A 17152-nucleotide genomic window follows, 5' to 3' on the forward strand; every position below is an offset into this window, starting at 1 on the left:
TGGTCCATCTCCCAAACCAGAGTCATTGGGGACGGGAGCAAGATGAGCACTAAGAAACTCGGTTTGCGGCACGCCGTGCTGCTGTCTTATGCATCATTTGGGGCGCTCACGGCGGCCGCCAGCCCAGCGACCGCCGCCGCGCAAGAAGCCACCCGCCAATTCGAAATTCAAGCGCAGGACCTCGACAGCGCGCTCCGCGATTTCGCGCTACAATCCGGGCGCGACGTGCTGTTTTCGCCCGAAATCGTCGCGGGAAGGACCTCACCGGGCGCGCGCGGCGCCCTCAACGACGCTCAGGCGCTCAACGCGATTCTGCAGGGCAGCGGACTTGAATTCGAACGCACTCGCACGCAAGGCTATGTGGTCCAAGACCCCAACTCCCCTACGCAACTCGGCGCCGCGAGCCAGGCCGCGCCGAGCGACGTTGACGGCGAAGAAATTCTTGTCGTCACCGGCACGCGCATTCCGCGTTCAAATTTGAATACCGCGATTCCGACCCAAGTCCTGGGCGCCGATGACATCCAAGCCTCCGGCGAGACCGATCTCGGCGAGATCCTGACGCAAATTCCGGGCGTCGATTTTAGCCTCAGCGCCGAAAGCACGCACACAAGCACGCAGAACGCCGGCCTCAGCGTGATCAATCTGCGCAATCTCGGCGCCAATCGCACACTCACGTTGATCGATGGCCGTCGCGCGATCTCTAACTCAGGCAATTCGCAACAGGTGAGCACCAGCACGATACCGTCCGGCTTTATCGAACGCGTCGAGGTCACGACCGGCGGCGCGTCGGCCGTGTACGGCTCCGACGCCATAGCCGGCGTCGTCAATGTCATTCTCGACGACGATTATGACGGAGCGCGCCTCAGTGGTCGCTATGGCTGGTCGCAAGATGGCGGCGAGGAAGAAACCACGATTGAGGCGCTATTCGGCCGCAACTTTGCCGGTGGGCGCGGCAATGTGATGGCGTTTCTGTCGTACGAAGACGAAACCGCTGTCGAGGCCGTCGATCGCGATTGGTCGCTCAGACCGGTGTCGTGGAGCGGCGGGACGCTCGTTAGCAACTTGAGCGGCAACATACCGGGCGGCCGCTTTGAGAGCAACGACGCTTGGAACGATCAATTCGGCTGGCACAACGACATCAACCTGCCGCCAAACGGCGAAGCGGTAGCGCGTGACTTCTCCACGCAGCTGGACGGCTACAACCTGCGCCAAGACCAGACCATCTCGCCGCCGCGCGAACGCTGGTCCGTCGCCACGAAGGGCCATTACGACTTCGCCAACGACATCCGCGCCTTCGCCAGTGTGCAATTCTCGTGGGAAGAAACCTTCTCCGCGGGCTCGGCGGAGACAGCGTCCTCCACCACGACGTTTGGGCCGTTCGACAATCTTCAAGCGATCGGCCAGATGGCGGCAAACCACCCCTTCATTCCGCCTGAGGTCGAAGCCACACGCGTGGGCACCGTCGCGTGGGTGCGCCGATTCAGCGAACTCGGACGAATTACCCGCACATCTGAGCGCGAGACATTGCGCAGCTGGGCAGGGCTTGAAGGTGAAGCGTTCGGCGATTGGAGCTGGGAAGCTTACGTCGGCTATGGCCGTTTCGAGCAGAACCAAATTCGCGACAACGCCGGCAATTTTCAAAACATTGCCTACGCGCTCAATATCGAGGCCGATCCAGATAATCCCGGCGGCTATCGCTGTGTCGACGCGGGCGCGCGCGCCGATGGCTGCGTGCCGTTGAACCTTTTCGGCATCGGCTCGATCACGTCGGAGATGGCCGATTACATCCGAGCCACGGACCACACACGAACCGAGCTCGAACAAACCACCGCGGCGGCCAGCATTGTCGGCACCCTGTTCGACCTTCCGGCAGGCCCGCTACAAGCCGCCTTCGGCGTCGAATATCGTAGCGAGCAACAAGTGACGGATGGAGATCCCCTCACTCAGACCGAAGTTACCGGCCACGCGTTCATCGCCGACGTGCGCGGCGATTACGATGTCCAAGAGGCGTTCGCGGAATTCAACATCCCACTGATCTCCGACCAACCTTTCGCCCATCTGCTCAACGCGGAAGCGGCTCTGCGCGTGGCGTCTTACAGCCACGAAAACATCGACATGGTCGAAAGCTGGAAAGTGGGCCTTACCTGGGCGCCTGTGCCTGACTTCCGTCTACGTGGGCAGATCTCCCGCGCGCAGCGCGCGCCAGATATCACAGAGCTCTTCTCCTCACTGCGCGGCGATTTTGACACCGTGTCCGACCCCTGCAACGGCGTGACCTTGGCATCGACTGGAACATTGGCGGAGAATTGTCTCGCCGATCCCGGCGTGCTCGCAGACGTGACGTTGAACGGCGCCTTCCTCCTCGACGACAGCAGCATCTTCGGCCCCAACAGCGGCAATCTCAATCTACAGGAAGAGACGGCCAACACGACGACCTTCGGCTTCGTGTTCACGCCGAGCGCCGCGCCGGGCTTTTCGCTTATCGTCGACTATTACGACATCGAGGTCGAGGACGCGATCGGCTCGATCGAAAGCGACACCATTCTCGACCTCTGCTACAATTCGCCCACTTACCCGAACAATGTGTTCTGCGACGCGGTTACCCGCAACGCGACGACAGGCGAGATCGATCGCATCGTCAATCGTTCGGAGAATTTGAATGAGCTGCGCTCAGCCGGTATAGACACAACGATCTCGTATGAATTCGAACCCAGCTTCATGCCTGGCGAACTCGATTTCAACCTGATCCATTCCTATATCGACACCCTTGAGACCACGTTCGTCGGTCCCACGGGCACGCCGGTTACGCAATCGAGCGCCGGCCAGATCGGCGCTAGCGAGCATCAATTCCGCGCGTCCTTGGGCTGGACCAACGGACCGCTGCGCCTACGCTGGACGACGCGCTATATCGGCGAAGCCGTTGACGATCTGGCGCTCGATCCGTCCGATCCCAATTATCTCGAAGTCGACGCCTGGATGCGCAGCGACCTTTATGTGCATTACGCGTTCGAGGACACAGGCACGCGCCTTTATGCCGGCGTGAACAACATTTTCCACGATTACGGACCGTTCCTACCCTCCGGCACAAACAGCGGCAGCACCCGCAATTACAATTCGTCCTACGATGTGATTGGTCGCGCGTTCTACGCCGGCATTCGTCACTCGTGGTGAGATGACGGGGCCGTTGCTTAAGCGGATCACACCCCGCTGGTGGCGTCTGATGCTGACGGCCTGCGCTGTCGCGTTGGCCGCCGCGGCGGCCCCCGCCACCCGTCAGCAGATCGGCGACCTATTGTTGGAGGACATCCCAGCTGAAGCCGAGAGCTATGGCCGGGCCGTCGCCGATTACGTCGATACGCGTCCATCCTATGAGATGTTGAATTGGCGGCTTGGCGCCAGCGGCTACACCTTTCTGCGGCTCGGCAACCTCTATACGGCCGAGACGCCGCACGGTCCCTTCCGACAGGCTGTCGATCTGCCGGAGCGCATCGAAAACCCACGCCCCGCGCAAGTCTGCGGTGAACCTGGTTTCTTATTTACGCGCGACGAAGACGGCGATGAGTACGACGCCGTCTTCGCGGCGAAGGCTGTCCGCGGCGCATTCGTCGCGCATGAGATCTCTCCCTCGGGTACGCGTAACGCCACCGTGCGCACAAACCCAGACGGATCGCTGGTCGCCTACGCAAGCGCCCGTCGCGGCGCCGGCGCATGGGAATTGATCGTACAAGCCCCGTGCCAGGGCGCTGCGCGCAGCGTGCGCGATCGCTCCAATTATCAGCCCTATATCGAAGACTTTGGCGCCGGCAACCAGCTCCTCATCTCCCGACAGGCAGATACCGGTCACGTGCTCTACACGATCGATGGCGGCTCAGGCGTGAGCCGTTCCTTGTTGCATCTCGCCGAGCCGGTGCGGCAGGGTTTTCTCGTTGGCCAGCGCGTCCTCTTCACGACGAACGCCTTTGGCGAGTATGTCGAGCTTTATTCCGCTGACTTCGCCAACGCGCAGCCGCGACGCCTGCTTGGCGGTCTCGGGCATGACATCGAGCAAATCATCCTGTCGCCGGATCGGCGCAAACTGGCGATCATCTTGAATGAAGGCGTTGCCGACAGCATCGCCATTCTCGATCTCGCCACCGGCCACGTTCAAGGCGGGGGCTTCTCAGCGCCGCTCGGCGTCATCGCCGACGCCAGGTTTACCCATGACGGCGCAGCACTGGCCCTTTCGCTCAGCCGCAACGGCCATCCCTCAGAGAACGGCGTCTATGATTGGCGCACCGGAACTTTCACGCCCTGGTCCGGCGGCGTCGAACCACAGAGTGCGGCGCGTATCGCCACGCCCATTGAATTCACCTACCCAAGCTTCGACCGAGTCAATGGCAGCGCAAGACAAATTCCTGCGCTGATCTATCTGCCGCTTGGCGCCAGCGCGGAAACGCCAGCACCCGTGCTGATTGCCGCCCATGGCGGTCCAGCAAGCCAGTCGCGACCGAGCTTCAACCGCCTCTATAATTATTACGTGATGGAGATGGGCGTTGCTGTGGTGCAACCCAACATCCGCGGTTCGACAGGCTATGGCAGAGCCTTTGAACAACTTGACGACGGCGAGCGGCGTGGGGACGCCATAAAAGATATCGGCGCGCTGCTCGAGTGGATCGAGGCGGAGCCGAACCTTGATGCGAGCCGCGTCGTCATCGCTGGGGGCTCGTATGGCGGCTATGTCGCAATGGCATCCTTGGCCACCTATCCAGACCGGATCCGCGGGGGCATATCCCGCGTCGGCGTCACCGATATCGCCACCTTCTTGCAGAACACTGAGCCTTATCGACTCGCCAACCGACGACTTGAGTATGGCGACGAACGCGACCCGCTGATGGCGGCGCAGATGGCGCTGATCTCGCCTCTCCAACGCGCGCACGAGATACACAGGCCCGTGTTGATCATCCAGGGCGCCAACGACCCGCGCGTGCCGGAACAACAGGCCGAGGCTATGGTGGCGGCGGTAAGGCAGAATGGCGTGCGCGCTGGCTACCTACTCGCCGGCGATGAAGGTCACCGCTTCGAGAACGCCACAAATCGCCGTTGGCGCGATGGCGCACAGGTAGAGTTCGTGCGTCGCGTCTTGCTTAGCGATAACTAGCATCCGCTCAGCCCTTGCGGAGCGACCCATCATTCATTTCTGCAATGACAGCGATCAAACGGGTGTGATTGGCGCGCCGCGACGCCTGCCGCACTTGCAGCCGCCCCGCGGCGCGCCCAGCTTCTTGGCGTGCGGGCCGGGCCCCTCTGACGGCGATGTGTCTTGAGACTCAGTCGTGATGTCGGACCGCATCGGGAGCATCCCGATGGCGGCTCGGTTTTGAACAAGGCCCGAACGCGACGGATGCTCCCGAAGGCAAACATCTTAGGAGCGGAGGCCTTCATGCCCCTCATCAATTCTCCCATCGACGGCGCGCCGATGCGCCAGATTCATCGCTACGGCATCGAGTTCGACGTTTGTCCGAACACGGGCGGAGTCTGGCTCGACAAGGGCGAACTCGAAAAGCTCATCGCGCTGGTGAAGCAGGAAACGCTGGCGGAAGCGTCGACGCGCGAGCGCCACTCCCGCGAAGATGATGATGACGACGATTATCGCGGCAATCGCCACCGCGGCGGGCGCCGGTCACGGCTTGCCGATCTGTTCGACTTCTAGAGGCCATGGGGCGCGCGCGGAAATCCTGCGTGCGCCCTGCTTCTCTTCGCGCCATGGCCGCGCCGCCTGCTAAATGCAGCGAAATGGCGCGTTTCCGAAGTTGGCGAGCGAGCGAAACGCGCCCGTTCATTCCCACTCGATCGTCCCCGGCGGTTTCGACGTCACGTCGTACACCACCCGGTTCACGCCACGCACTTCGTTGATGATCCGGGTCGCCGTGCGGCCGAGGAAATCCATCGAGTATGGGAAGAAGTCCGCCGTCATGCCGTCGGTGCTCGTCACCGCGCGCAGTCCGCAGACATATTCGTAGGTGCGCCCATCGCCCATCACGCCGACCGTCTTCACGGGCAGCAGCACCGCGAACGCTTGCCAAATTTTATCGTACAGGCCGGCCTTTCGGATTTCATCGAGATAGACGGCATCGGCTTCGCGCAGAATGTCGAGTTTCTCCTTGGTGATTTCGCCCGGCACGCGGATCGCTAGACCCGGTCCGGGGAACGGATGGCGCCCGACGAACGTCTCCGGCAATCCGAGCTCACGGCCCAACGCGCGCACTTCATCCTTGAACAGATCGCGCAGCGGCTCGACCAGCTTCATGTTCATGCGCTCAGGCAAGCCGCCCACATTGTGGTGCGACTTGATCGTCACCGACGGCCCGCCGATCGCCGAAACGCTTTCGATCACGTCGGGATAAAGCGTGCCCTGCGCCAAGAATTCAGCGCCGCCGACTTCGTGCGCATGCTGCTCGAACACATCGATGAAGAGCTTGCCGATGGTTTTGCGTTTCACTTCCGGATCGGACACGCCCTCGAGCGCGCCGAGGAAGCGCGCGCTTTCATCGGCGTGGATGAGCGGAATATTGTAATGATCGCGGAACAGAGAGACGACCTGCTCGGACTCGCCCTTCCGCATCAGGCCATGATCGACGTACACGCACGTCAGTCGATCGCCGATCGCTTCATGGATCAGCACGGCGGCGACGCTCGAATCCACGCCGCCCGAAAGCCCGCAGATCACTTTGCCATCGCCCACTTGCGCACGAATGCGCGCGATCGCTTCATCCTTGAACGCCGCCATCGTCCAATCGCCTTTGAGCCCGGCGATGCGATGCGTGAAATTGCGCAAGAGCTTGCCGCCGTCGGGCGTGTGCACGACTTCGGGGTGGAACATGGTCGTGTAGAAGCGGCGCTGTTCGTTCACCGCGATCGCAAACGGCGCGTTCTCACTGACGCCGACAACCTCAAACCCCTCCGGCAGCTTCGTCACGCGGTCGCCATGGCTCATCCACACCGGATAGCGCCCGCCAACCTCCCACAAGCCTTCAAACAGCGGCGACGCTTTCTTGATCTCGACATCGGCGCGGCCGAATTCGCGCGCGTGCCCACCTTCAACCACGCCGCCAAGCTGCACGCTCATCGTCTGCTGGCCGTAGCAAATCGCGAGGATCGGCACGCCCATGTCGAACGCCTCCTTAGGCGCCCGGGGCGAGGGATCATCGAGCACGCTTGACGGCCCGCCCGAGAAAATGATCGCCTTCGGCGCGAAGCTCTTGAGCAACGCGCCATCGACCTTGTTGTACGGATGGATCTCGCAGTAGACGCCATTCTCGCGCACGCGCCGTGCGATGAGCTGCGTAACTTGCGATCCGAAATCGATGATGAGAACGCGCTCGTGAGCCTGAGCGCTGGCGACCGGCTGAACCATGTCCCGAAATGCAGTGCGTCGCGCCGGAAATCAATTCGTCGCCACTGCAAAACGGCTCTGCAGGCCGCGAGCGCCACTTGACGCCGCGCCTGTGATATCCACTTATTGCGAACCACTCGCAATAACGGCGCGCCAAGCCATGAAACTCGCCCTGAAGACCGGCTCCTATTCGCTGATGCACCTGATCGTGGCGATCGCCGTCACCTACGCGATCACAAGCGACTGGCGCGCCGCCCTGGCCGTCGGCTTGATCGAACCGGCCGTGCAAACCGTGGCGTTTCTGATCCACGACCGGGTTTGGGCGCGGATCGAGGCCCGTAAACCGCCCACCGCGCCAAGTAGCGCCGCCTAACCTCTACCCGCCCCGGTTGCGCGACCTTATCCACAATGGTTAAGGTTCGTTAATTGAAGTGGGAGGCTTTGATGGCCGACAGCGCTGCGTTCGCGCCAAATCTTGATCAGATTTTTCAAGACGCGCGGCCCGATATCTTCCTCTCCTATTCGCGAATGGACACCAAGGTCGCGGCCGAACTGGCACACGCGCTTGAGGCTGAAGGCTTCAAAGTCTGGTGGGACAAGGACATTCAATCGGGTAGCGACTGGCGCAAAACCATTGAGATGAAAGTGGCGCGCGCCCGATGTGTCGTGCTGATTTGGTCGAAGCGCGCCGAGCAGAGCTGGTGGGTCGCGTACGAGGCGATCCTCGCCCAGCGCCAGGAGAAACTTGTCCTCACAAGCTTTGAGGATATCGGCGCCGCGAGCCAATCGTGGGCGAAAGACCTGCAATGTCGCCGCCTTCGTCGGCCCATTTTCAAACGCTTCACCTCGACCGACGCGTGGTCGCATCTCGTGCGCGAGATCAATATCAAACGCAGGCGCCTGCCCCGTTTTGAGTTTCGTGGTTGGCTTGGCGGTGGCATCGCGCACCGGGACGGCGCAACCTGCGTCGAGTTTCATCCGTTCGAAGAGAAGACCCTCCTCTCCACAGGCCGCGACGGGCGCGCGATCGTCTGGAATGTTGACGCTGTCGCAGAATTGAAAACACGCTCGCAAGAAGAAGGCGATGACATCGTCGAAGAAGCGGCCGCTCCCGGTGGGGATCTTAGCTTCACCGAACAAGACAGCCGCGCTCTTTGGAAAGGCGGGTTTAGCGCGGATGGCGACACGATCTTCGTCGCCAGCGAACGCGGCTCCACCCACATTTTTCGCGGGCGGAGCTTTGGCAACAAACTCTGCGAACTTGAGCAATTGAAGCATTGCCTACCGAATTTTGATCCCACCGCTCGGCGCAACGCCAACAATCAATTTCAGCTCGGCGTGATCGATTCAGCACTCGCACCAGATAATATCGCGCTCACGATCGCTGGCGGACGCGCGATTCTTTGGCGTCTTGGTACGCCACCGACACTGGTCAAAGAAGTGTACCTGCCGCAAATGGCGCGCGGACGTTCCGTCGATTGCGCTTATTCGCCTGCGGCTGGATGCTTTTTTGTTACAGACAGACAGGGCGGAATCCATCGGATATGGCCTGATGGTCGACTCGACGCCAACGCACTTACACCCCGCAAAGCGCCAGGCGCGATCATGGCGCACGGTAGGATCAACGCACGCTCCAATTCGGTCGGCGAATTGATGACTGTGGCTTCGACCAATCCGTCTGATCCGCGCCTTGACGTCTTTACTTTGGAAGCGGGCAATTATGTCCGGCGCAATCGCAACGATATTCGCGCGGAGTTCCCACTGCGCAGCTTGGCCCTACACCCGGAATCACCCGTTGTTGCTGTAGCAACGGGCTATCGCCCCGCCTTGTTCGCCTATGACGATGCCGAACGAGTTGATATTGGAAACGGCGGCTATCACAGCGCACCATTAACATACGTGGCGATGTCTTCTTCTGGCCGCTACCTTGCGACTGCGGGGGATGATGGCTGCCTGGGCGTTTGGGAGGACACGCTCCCGCGCTGACAGTGCTCCGCCCATCACCCCGCACGCACATCAAGCGGCGCCAGCATGTTCACGGTGGAGCAATAGCCCACCGCCAAGCACAACAGCAGGATCAGGATCGTCTTGCCCCAGCTGGGCGTGTCGGGCGCGCCGCGTGCGAACAACAGCCCCGCGCCAATCGCGATGCAGATCAACAGCACGATCGCCATCAGCACCTTCTGAATCAGCACCGTGCCGACGACATCCAAAGAGGGGCCGAACCCGTCCAGCCATCGATCGACGTCGTCGAACGTGAATCCGAAGATCGCGCCTGCGATCGCCAGCCCTCCGCCGACGATGCAGAGCAACAAGAACAGAAACATGAGGCAGCCGCCAAGCCGGCTGCCGACGCGCACACCAGCTGACGCATCCTCGAAGGGCGGGATGCGCCAGAAATTCGAAACGCGCCAAAGTCTGCTGAGAAATCTGCCGATGAAGTCGAACATAACGCCCCCCGCGCAACCTCACTGGCGCACGCGGTTTGCGCATCGTCAAGAATTTCGTTCGCGCATCGGCGAGCAACATCGGCGGCGAACGCGCATTGGAGATTGCGGGGATAGATGCCCGCTCTATCCCACACTTCTCAAACCAAAATCCCCGCGCAATCAACGCTCGCGCCAAAATCTATTCGACCGGTTTCTGACGCCCCTACAGGAGGCGGGGGCGCCGGAGGCGCTGATTTAGTTTCTAGAAAGCTGCGCCCCGAGTCCCTAATCCCGAATACCGAGTCCCGAGCACTTGCCCCTACTGCCTACTGCCCATTGCCTACTGCCTATCAATTCCCGCAATCGCCGCCAATGGCGCGCCCAATTCGCCAGCCACAAGTGCGGCCAACACAGCGGGCGCAGGCGGCACGCGCGAGATCGGCGACATGATCCAATCGCGCAGCCACGCCGCGATCGCGGCCTCCGATTGATAGGCCGGCGTGAACAGAAAGGACGCGCTTTGATAAAGCCGAATATGCCAGAGCCGCAGCCGCGCATATTCGCCCAGCGCGATGCTCAAATCGCTCTGCGATCTGAGCGCCGCCGCCAACGCATACGCATCGAGCAGCGCCATGTTCGCACCCTGGCCAAGCTGCGGGCTCGTGCAATGCCAGGAATCGCCGACATGCACGCATTCGCGCGACAGCGGCTCACGCAAAGTGCGATGCGCGTACGCCGCGAACACCAAATCCTCGTGTCGATGGATTTGATCAAGCAGCGGCGCCGTCTTCGGCCAAAGCGCGCGCACCTCATGCTTCCACGCCTCCAGATCGCCGGCTTGCCACGCCGCGCGGTCAGTGTGCTTCAAGCTCCAGAAGAACGCCGCTTGATCCTGCGTTTCGCCCGCAAGCCGCCCAATCGGCATCACGCCCGTCATCTTGCGCGCGGCCTCGTAACGCTGCTCCAACGCCGCGCCATCGAAGCCATCGACCCATTTCAAACTCGCCCACAACGCGCCAAACGGCAGCGGCGCCTTCGCTGCGTGCGACAGGGGCGAGCGCGCGCCCAACGCATCAATCACCAGATCGAACTTTGCGCTCTCCGCGCCATCGGCGAACCGCAATCGCCCATCGCTCACGCCAACGACATCGCGCCCGCTCTCCACCGGCACGCCGAGCGCTCGCGCGGCATCAAACAAAACCTGAAACAGGGCGCCGCGATGCACGCCCAACCCGCTCGGCGCATGCTTCCCACGCGCGTCATAACGCACGTCCAACACCACGTTCCCACGCGGCGCGCTTTGCCCATAAAGCCGCGTGATCGGCGCGCCCAGCGCCCGCATCGCCTCGCCCGCGCCGATCGCGTCGAGCACATGCAAGCCCACCGGTTGCATGATGATTCCAGAGCCAATCGGCTTCGGCGTCTCCAGCTTGTCGAAGATCACCACGCGCGCGCCTTGGCGCGTCAGCAGCGCGGCACTCGCCAAGCCAGCAACCCCGCACCCAGCAATTGCAATCTCAAGCGGCCTCATCCCGTCCCATTTCGGCGCGAAATTTCTACAATGCGTAAACGAAGCACTAACCTAGATGTGTAATTATGTGAGCATGGCACTGGTAACCGGCATCGAGGCGATCGCCCAGCCGCAAGGCGCGCCGTCACGCGATCAGCGCGACGCGAACCAGCGCACGGCCGCCGAGTTTGGCGCCGCGGTCACGCAGCGCGACTTGGTGCGAGAACGCCAGCGCGTCGACCCGGGCGCGGCCAGCGACAAGAAGCGCGCCAGCGACCGTTTCGCGCGCGAACAGCAAGATTATCGGCGCGGCAAGCGCAAGGGCCTCTTGGTCGACGTCGAAGTCTAAACGCGCCTCAGGCCCGCAACGAAGAAGCCGTCGCAGCCCGTCGTCAGCGGCGTCATCTGCACGCCCACGCCGCGATCATGCATCGGCGCATCAGCGTTCATGCCCGCTTCGACGCCCCGCGCCTTCAATTCGGCCACGCTCATCGGCGCAAATCCATTGCCCGCAAACGCGCGCACCTGATCTTCGTTCTCTTCCGGCAACACCGAACAGGTCACATAGATCAGCACCCCGCCCGGCTTCACCAAGCCAGCGCCCAGCGCCAACGCGTCACGCTGCTCCTCAAGCCGCTTCGCCAACGCATTCGGTCGCAGCCGCCATTTGGAATCTGGGTTGCGTCGCCATGTGCCCGAGCCCGTGCACGGCGCATCAACGAACACCACATCCATGCGCTCGCGCAAATCGTCCAGCGCGTCCTTCGTGCGCATCGGTGCGCGGATTTGCACGTTGCGCACGCCGGCGCGATCAGCGCGCTCCTTCACAGGCGCGAGGCGACGCCCATCGACGTCATGCGCGAACACTTGCCCCTTATTCTGCATCAACGCCGCCAGCGCCAACGTCTTGCCGCCCCCGCCGGCGCACACGTCCGCCACTTGCATGCCAGGCTTTGCGCCCGACATCAGCGCCGCGATCTGGCTGCCTTCGTCCTGCACCTCGAACCAGCCTTTGACGAAGGCCTGCTCCGTCGCCCATGGAAAATTGCGCCCTTGCGACCACGGAATACGCACGCCCTCGCGCGTGTGTGGCGAAGCCAGCGGCGGCTCCTTCAGTTTCGGGCTTTCGCTCAGCGCTTCGATCAGCTTGTCGCGCGTGCTCTTCAACACATTGGTCCGCAGATCGAGCGGCGCGGTCGCGGCAAGCGCTGCGCCCTCTTCGGCTCGGCTCTCGCCAAACATTCGCGCGAGGCTTTCATCCAACCATTCGGGATAATCGCCGCGCACATGGGCCGGCGCGCCATCGAGCGTCGCGCTCGCGAGCGCTGCGCGCTCTGCCTCCGTCGGCGGCGACGGCGCGTGCGGATCGTTATAAGTGCTCTGCTCGATCTGCTCGGCGCTCCAGCCGAAGCCCCAGCACAACGCACCCCACACCCAAGCACGCGGATCGTCCGCCCCCATGCGCCACGCGCTCGATTGCTTCCAGCGCAGCGCGCCAAACACGAGATCGCCAATCTCGGCGCGATCCTTCGAACCGGCGAAGCGGTGCGAGAGCATCCACGCCTTCACCGCGTCGGCGGCGGGCTGGCGTTGGTTTTCAAGCGAAGAAAGAATTTCGATAGCCGCCTGCTGGCGGGCGCCGGGACGCATGGGAGGAACCCCTACAAAGAAATGGGTGAGACGGCCTTAGCCGCCAAGCGGATAATTTGGCGCCTCGCGCGTGATCGAGACGTCGTGCACGTGACTTTCGCGCAGGCCCGCGCTCGTGATTTTCACGAACCGCGCCTTCTCGCGCATCTCTTTCAAATTCGCCGCGCCGACATAGCCCATCGAAGCCCGCAGACCGCCGATCAATTGGTGCACGATGTTCGCCACCGGGCCCTTGAATGGCACGCGACCTTCGATGCCCTCCGGCACCAGCTTCATCTGATCGGTGACTTCCTTTTGGAAGTAGCGGTCAGCCGAACCGCGCGCCATGGCGCCGAGCGAGCCCATGCCACGATAGGATTTGTACGAACGGCCTTGGAAGAGATGCACCTCGCCCGGCGCTTCTTCCGAGCCCGCCAGCAGCGAGCCGATCATCGCCGCCTCCGCGCCGCCCGCCAAAGCTTTCGCCAGATCGCCGGAAAATTTGATGCCGCCGTCGGCGATTACCGGCACATCGGCTTTGCGCGCCGCCGAGGCCGCATCCATCACCGCCGTGAGTTGCGGTACGCCCACGCCCGCCACGACACGCGTCGTGCAGATCGACCCCGGCCCGATGCCGACCTTCACGCCATCGGCCCCCGCATCGATCAGCGCTTTGGCGCCATCCGCGGTGGCCACGTTGCCCGCGATGATCTGGGTCTTGTTCGATTCACGCTTGATGCGGTTCACAGCCGCAAGCACCGCGCTCGAATGGCCATGCGCCGTATCGATCACGACAACGTCCGCGCCCGCCTCGATCAGCGCCAGCGAACGCTCAAAGCCCGCATCGCCAATCGTCGACGCGGCGCCAACAAGCAAGCGCCCCTGTTCATCCTTCGCCCGGTTCGGGAAAGCCTGCGCCTTCTCGAAATCCTTCACCGTGATGAGGCCCGCAACACGACCCGCATCGTCAACCACGATCACGCGCTCGATGCGATGCTTGTGCAGCAGCTTCTTCGCCTCACCCTCGTTCACGCCCTCGCGTACGGTGACGAGATTGTCCTTCGTCATCACGTCGGCGACGCGCTCTTTCATGTCGGCGAAGCGCATATCGCGATTGGTGAGAATGCCGACGAGCTTGCGGCTGTCGCGATCCACAACCGGGAAGCCGGAAATCCTCCGCGCCTCCTTGATCAGGATGATTTCGCCAATGGTCATGTCCGGATGGATGGTGATTGGATCGATCACCATGCCGCTCTCGAATTTCTTCACCATCTTCACCTGATCGGCCTGCTCCTCAGGCGTCATGTTGCGGTGAATGACCCCGAGGCCCCCGGCTTGCGCCATGGCGATGGCCAGCCGCGCTTCGGTGACCGTATCCATCGCGGCCGAGATCAGCGGAATGTTGAGGGTAATGCCGCGGGTCAGGCGCGTGGCCGTGTTGACGTCGGCGGGCATCACTTCGGACGCGCCCGGTTCGAGGAGCACGTCGTCAAAAGTCAGAGCGTCACGGATTTCCATGTTCGGCTGGTAGAGATTCTCAACAAGCTTGGCAAGAGCGCGTGCTCACCAAGATGCTGTCCCATAGGCGGCAGCCATCCACCAAATGGCCCCCAGCTCAAGCGCCAACACGGCCGTCAGAACAGATTTGGCATGCTTAAGCGGCAGCGACCGACCGAACCAGATGAGCGCCAGAGTGATCACGCCCCAAGGAAAGCTAAGCCAAAAACTATCGACCGAAATGGATGGCCCGGCTATTGGCTCGCCGAACTTTTGGTCCTGAAACCACCGCCAAACAAAACGCTCAACAACCATGAGCGCTCCGACAGAAAGCGAACCGATCGCCGCCAAGTACATCAAACGTCCTACGAGGGCAGAGTTCAAATCCTCACCCTTTCCGCCCCATGGCCACCACGTAGATTTCCGCGCTCTCGGCGCGACTGGCGGGGGGCTTTGCGTGTTTGACGTTGGTAAAAGCTTGCTTCAGCCTCGCCAACAGGGCGCTGTCGAGGCCGCCTTGGAAGGCCTTGGTCACGAATGTGCCGCCGGGCGCGCAATGCTCGATGGCGAATTCGGCCGCGGCTTCGGCGAGGGCGCCGGTGCGGATTTGGTCGGTGCGGGCGTGGCCGGTTGTGTTGGCGGCCATATCGGAGAGCACGATGTCGGGCTGACCGCCGAGCGCTTCTATCAGCACGCCGGGCGTTTCAGGCGCAAGCAAATCCATCTGAAAGAGCTCTGCGCCGGGCAACGGCTCAATCGGCAGCAGATCAACGCCGACAACTTTCGACGCCCCGCGCGCGACGGCAACTTGCAGCCAGCCGCCAGGCGCTGCGCCCAAATCGATCACGCGCGCGCCGCGCTTCATGAAATGGAATTGCTCATCGAGCTCGATCAGTTTGTACGCTGCACGCGCCCGGTAGCCTTCAGCGCGCGCCTTCGCCACGTAAGGATCGTTCAATTGACGCTTCAGCCAATTGCGTGAACTTTCCTTGACCTTCTTGTTCTTGACGCGCGTCGCCATCTGGCGTTCACCGCCGCCGCCAGCAGGTTTACCCGTCCAACGACGCTTGGGTTCGTCCTCGTCGCTCATGCTGCGCCCTTCTGCGCCATGAGCCGCATCAGCACGCCTTCGCGCAAGCCACGATCTGCAACGCGAATGCGTGTGGCGGGCCAAACGCGCAGCACAGCGTCCAGAATGGCGCCGCCGATCACCACAAGGTCGGCGCGGTCCTTGCCGATGCAGGCGTTCTGCGCACGCTCTTCGCGAGTCTGCGCGAGCAGCTTGGCGATGGTGGCCCGGCAATCGGCGACATCGAACCACATGCCGTCCACGCGTTGGCGACTATAGCGCGGCAGATCGAGATAGACGCCGGCGAGGCTGGTCACCGTGCCTGACGTGCCAATGATATGCCCGCGGCCTTCGGCGAAGGCCTGCCGCAAATGCTGGGCGTCGCCGATCTTCAGCACGGCTTCGGCCAGCCGCGATACGAGCGCTTCGTACCATTCTCGCTTGTTGCTCTCGGGTTCGGGGTCTTCCTCGGCCAGCGTGACCACTCCCATCGGCGACGTGCCCCAAGAGACAATCGGCGCCTCAAGACCGCCCTGCAGCACGTCATGCGGCGACACCCAGGAGACTTCCGTCGACCCGCCGCCAATGTCCACGATCATCGCATGTTCGGCGTGGGGCTCGAGCAAGCTTGCGCAGCCAAGCACAGAAAGCTTCGCCTCCTCCTCCGCACTGATGACCTGGAAATCCAGGCCGAGATCTTTGCGCACCCGGTTGAGAAACACGTCGCCGTTCGCCGCTGCCCGGCAGGCTTGCGTGGCGACACAACCGACGGCGATAGGAGCGCGCGCTTCGATGCGTTCCGCGCATGCGGTGAGCGCTTGATAAGCGCGCGCCATCGCGCCTTCGCTCAACCGGCCAGTATGAGCCAGGCCTTCGCCCAAACGCACGATGCGCGAGAAGCCATCAACCACGCGCAGACCACCCGCGCCATCGGGCGCGGCCATCAGCAACCGACAATTGTTGGTGCCCAGATCGAGCGCCGCATAGAGCGGCGCACGCGACCGTGGGCCGGGGCGCCTGTCGCTCCGCGACGGCTGCGCCCGCCCAGACTTGTTCATTTTAACCATTCCGGCGGCGCAGCATGACCCTGCCCGCGAATTGCCATTTCAGCTGCAATGCTAGCCCAATCCGGCCCTCGCGACACTGGTTTTGCCTGGATTTCGCCCGGTTCAGAGGGCTGAGCGCCCGTTTCGACACACATATTCGTGTTCCGGGACCTCCTACGGCGCCAACCCTTGTTGGCTGCGTTACGCCTACATACGTTATTTCTGCGAGAGATTTCAGAGGAGGTTGAGAAGGAGGAGAAAATGCAGCAAGCGAAATTCTCCATCGGCCAAGTTGTGCGCCACAAGCTATTCCCGTTTCGGGGCGTAGTCTTCGACGTGGACCCGGAATTTTCCAACACCGAGGAATGGCTGGAAGCCATTCCCGAGCCGGTGCGGCCGAAGCGTGATCAGCCCTTCTACCACCTCTTCGCCGAAAATTCCGACAGCCATTACGTCGCGTACGTCTCCGAGCAGAATCTGGTCGCCGACGATAGCGGCGAGCCGGTCGAGCACCCGCAGATCGAGCTTCTGTTCGATGAGACGGACGACGGCGGCTACAAGTTGAGGCCGGAAAGCCTGAACTAATCCGGGCCGCCATCA

At 62.3% G+C, this 17152-nt stretch carries 15 protein-coding genes and 1 pseudogene; 8 read left to right on the forward strand and 8 right to left on the reverse strand.

Going from position 1 to position 17152, the window contains the following annotated elements:
• The first annotated feature begins 42 nt into the window (after positions 1-42).
• The 3 genes from VF769_RS03180 to VF769_RS03190 all read left to right on the forward strand — a co-directional run bounded on the left by VF769_RS03180 (position 43) and on the right by VF769_RS03190 (position 5689).
• On the forward strand, positions 43-3171 hold the full coding sequence (locus tag VF769_RS03180; protein ID WP_331006916.1) for a TonB-dependent receptor: 3129 nt from the start codon (positions 43-45) through the stop codon (positions 3169-3171).
• Between the two features lie 49 nt (positions 3172-3220).
• A complete protein-coding gene (locus VF769_RS03185; protein WP_331006917.1) occupies positions 3221-5137 on the forward strand; it encodes an alpha/beta hydrolase family protein in 1917 nt (638 codons plus the stop codon).
• Between the two features lie 282 nt (positions 5138-5419).
• Positions 5420-5689 (forward strand): zf-TFIIB domain-containing protein, encoded by a 270-nt coding sequence (locus VF769_RS03190; protein ID WP_331006918.1) that lies wholly within the window; start codon positions 5420-5422, stop codon positions 5687-5689.
• A 126-nt stretch (positions 5690-5815) separates the two neighbouring features.
• On the opposite strand, the gene guaA is transcribed toward VF769_RS03190, so the two are convergent.
• Positions 5816-7393 carry a glutamine-hydrolyzing GMP synthase gene (gene guaA, locus VF769_RS03195; RefSeq protein ID WP_331006919.1) on the reverse strand — a complete coding sequence of 526 codons (1578 nt, stop codon included), beginning with the start codon at positions 7391-7393 and terminating at the stop codon, positions 5816-5818.
• Between the two features lie 139 nt (positions 7394-7532).
• Between guaA and VF769_RS03200 the strand changes: the two genes are divergently transcribed.
• The 3 genes and pseudogenes from VF769_RS03200 (at position 7533) to VF769_RS03210 (ending at position 9358) form a co-directional block, all read left to right on the forward strand.
• Positions 7533-7745: a DUF2061 domain-containing protein gene (locus VF769_RS03200; protein WP_331006920.1), complete on the forward strand. Its 213-nt coding sequence runs from the start codon at positions 7533-7535 to the stop codon at positions 7743-7745.
• Positions 7746-7900: 155 nt separating this feature from the next.
• A pseudogene (locus tag VF769_RS18525) lies at positions 7901-8080 on the forward strand (TIR domain-containing protein); the annotation flags it as partial.
• Between the two features lie 162 nt (positions 8081-8242).
• Positions 8243-9358: a WD40 repeat domain-containing protein gene (locus tag VF769_RS03210; RefSeq protein ID WP_331006922.1), complete on the forward strand. Its 1116-nt coding sequence runs from the start codon at positions 8243-8245 to the stop codon at positions 9356-9358.
• A gap of 14 nt (positions 9359-9372) precedes the next feature.
• On the opposite strand, the gene VF769_RS03215 is transcribed toward VF769_RS03210, so the two are convergent.
• The gene (locus VF769_RS03215; protein WP_331006923.1) at positions 9373-9822 is read right to left on the reverse strand and encodes a hypothetical protein; all 450 of its coding nucleotides are present in this window, start codon (positions 9820-9822) and stop codon (positions 9373-9375) included.
• A gap of 319 nt (positions 9823-10141) precedes the next feature.
• Positions 10142-11332, reverse strand: coding sequence for an NAD(P)/FAD-dependent oxidoreductase (locus VF769_RS03220; protein ID WP_331006924.1), 1191 nt, complete (start codon positions 11330-11332; stop codon positions 10142-10144).
• 73 nt (positions 11333-11405) lie between these two features.
• Between VF769_RS03220 and VF769_RS03225 the strand changes: the two genes are divergently transcribed.
• Positions 11406-11660, forward strand: coding sequence for a hypothetical protein (locus VF769_RS03225; RefSeq protein WP_331006925.1), 255 nt, complete (start codon positions 11406-11408; stop codon positions 11658-11660).
• On the opposite strand, the gene VF769_RS03230 is transcribed toward VF769_RS03225, so the two are convergent.
• The 5 genes from VF769_RS03230 to VF769_RS03250 are packed head-to-tail and all read right to left on the reverse strand — an operon-like array spanning position 11657 to position 16564.
• Positions 11657-12961, reverse strand: a complete 1305-nt coding sequence (locus VF769_RS03230; RefSeq protein WP_331006926.1) for an RsmB/NOP family class I SAM-dependent RNA methyltransferase — start codon at positions 12959-12961, stop codon at positions 11657-11659. The genes VF769_RS03225 and VF769_RS03230 overlap by 4 nt on opposite strands.
• A gap of 36 nt (positions 12962-12997) precedes the next feature.
• Positions 12998-14458, reverse strand: coding sequence for an IMP dehydrogenase (gene guaB, locus VF769_RS03235; protein WP_331006927.1), 1461 nt, complete (start codon positions 14456-14458; stop codon positions 12998-13000).
• Positions 14459-14503: 45 nt separating this feature from the next.
• Entirely contained in the window at positions 14504-14794 is a 291-nt protein-coding gene (locus VF769_RS03240; protein ID WP_331006928.1) for a hypothetical protein, read from the reverse strand.
• Positions 14795-14825: 31 nt separating this feature from the next.
• A complete protein-coding gene (locus VF769_RS03245; RefSeq protein WP_331006929.1) occupies positions 14826-15527 on the reverse strand; it encodes an RlmE family RNA methyltransferase in 702 nt (233 codons plus the stop codon).
• Positions 15524-16564 (reverse strand): Ppx/GppA phosphatase family protein, encoded by a 1041-nt coding sequence (locus VF769_RS03250; protein WP_331006930.1) that lies wholly within the window; start codon positions 16562-16564, stop codon positions 15524-15526. The genes VF769_RS03245 and VF769_RS03250 overlap by 4 nt, the downstream gene beginning before the upstream one ends.
• A 249-nt stretch (positions 16565-16813) precedes the next feature.
• Between VF769_RS03250 and hspQ the strand changes: the two genes are divergently transcribed.
• Positions 16814-17137, forward strand: a complete 324-nt coding sequence (gene hspQ / locus VF769_RS03255) for a heat shock protein HspQ (protein ID WP_331006931.1) — start codon at positions 16814-16816, stop codon at positions 17135-17137.
• The last annotated feature ends 15 nt before the right edge of the window (positions 17138-17152 follow it).

Origin of the sequence: Vitreimonas sp., assembly GCF_036392335.1 — a bacterium.
Classification (GTDB): domain Bacteria; phylum Pseudomonadota; class Alphaproteobacteria; order Caulobacterales; family Aquidulcibacteraceae; genus Vitreimonas.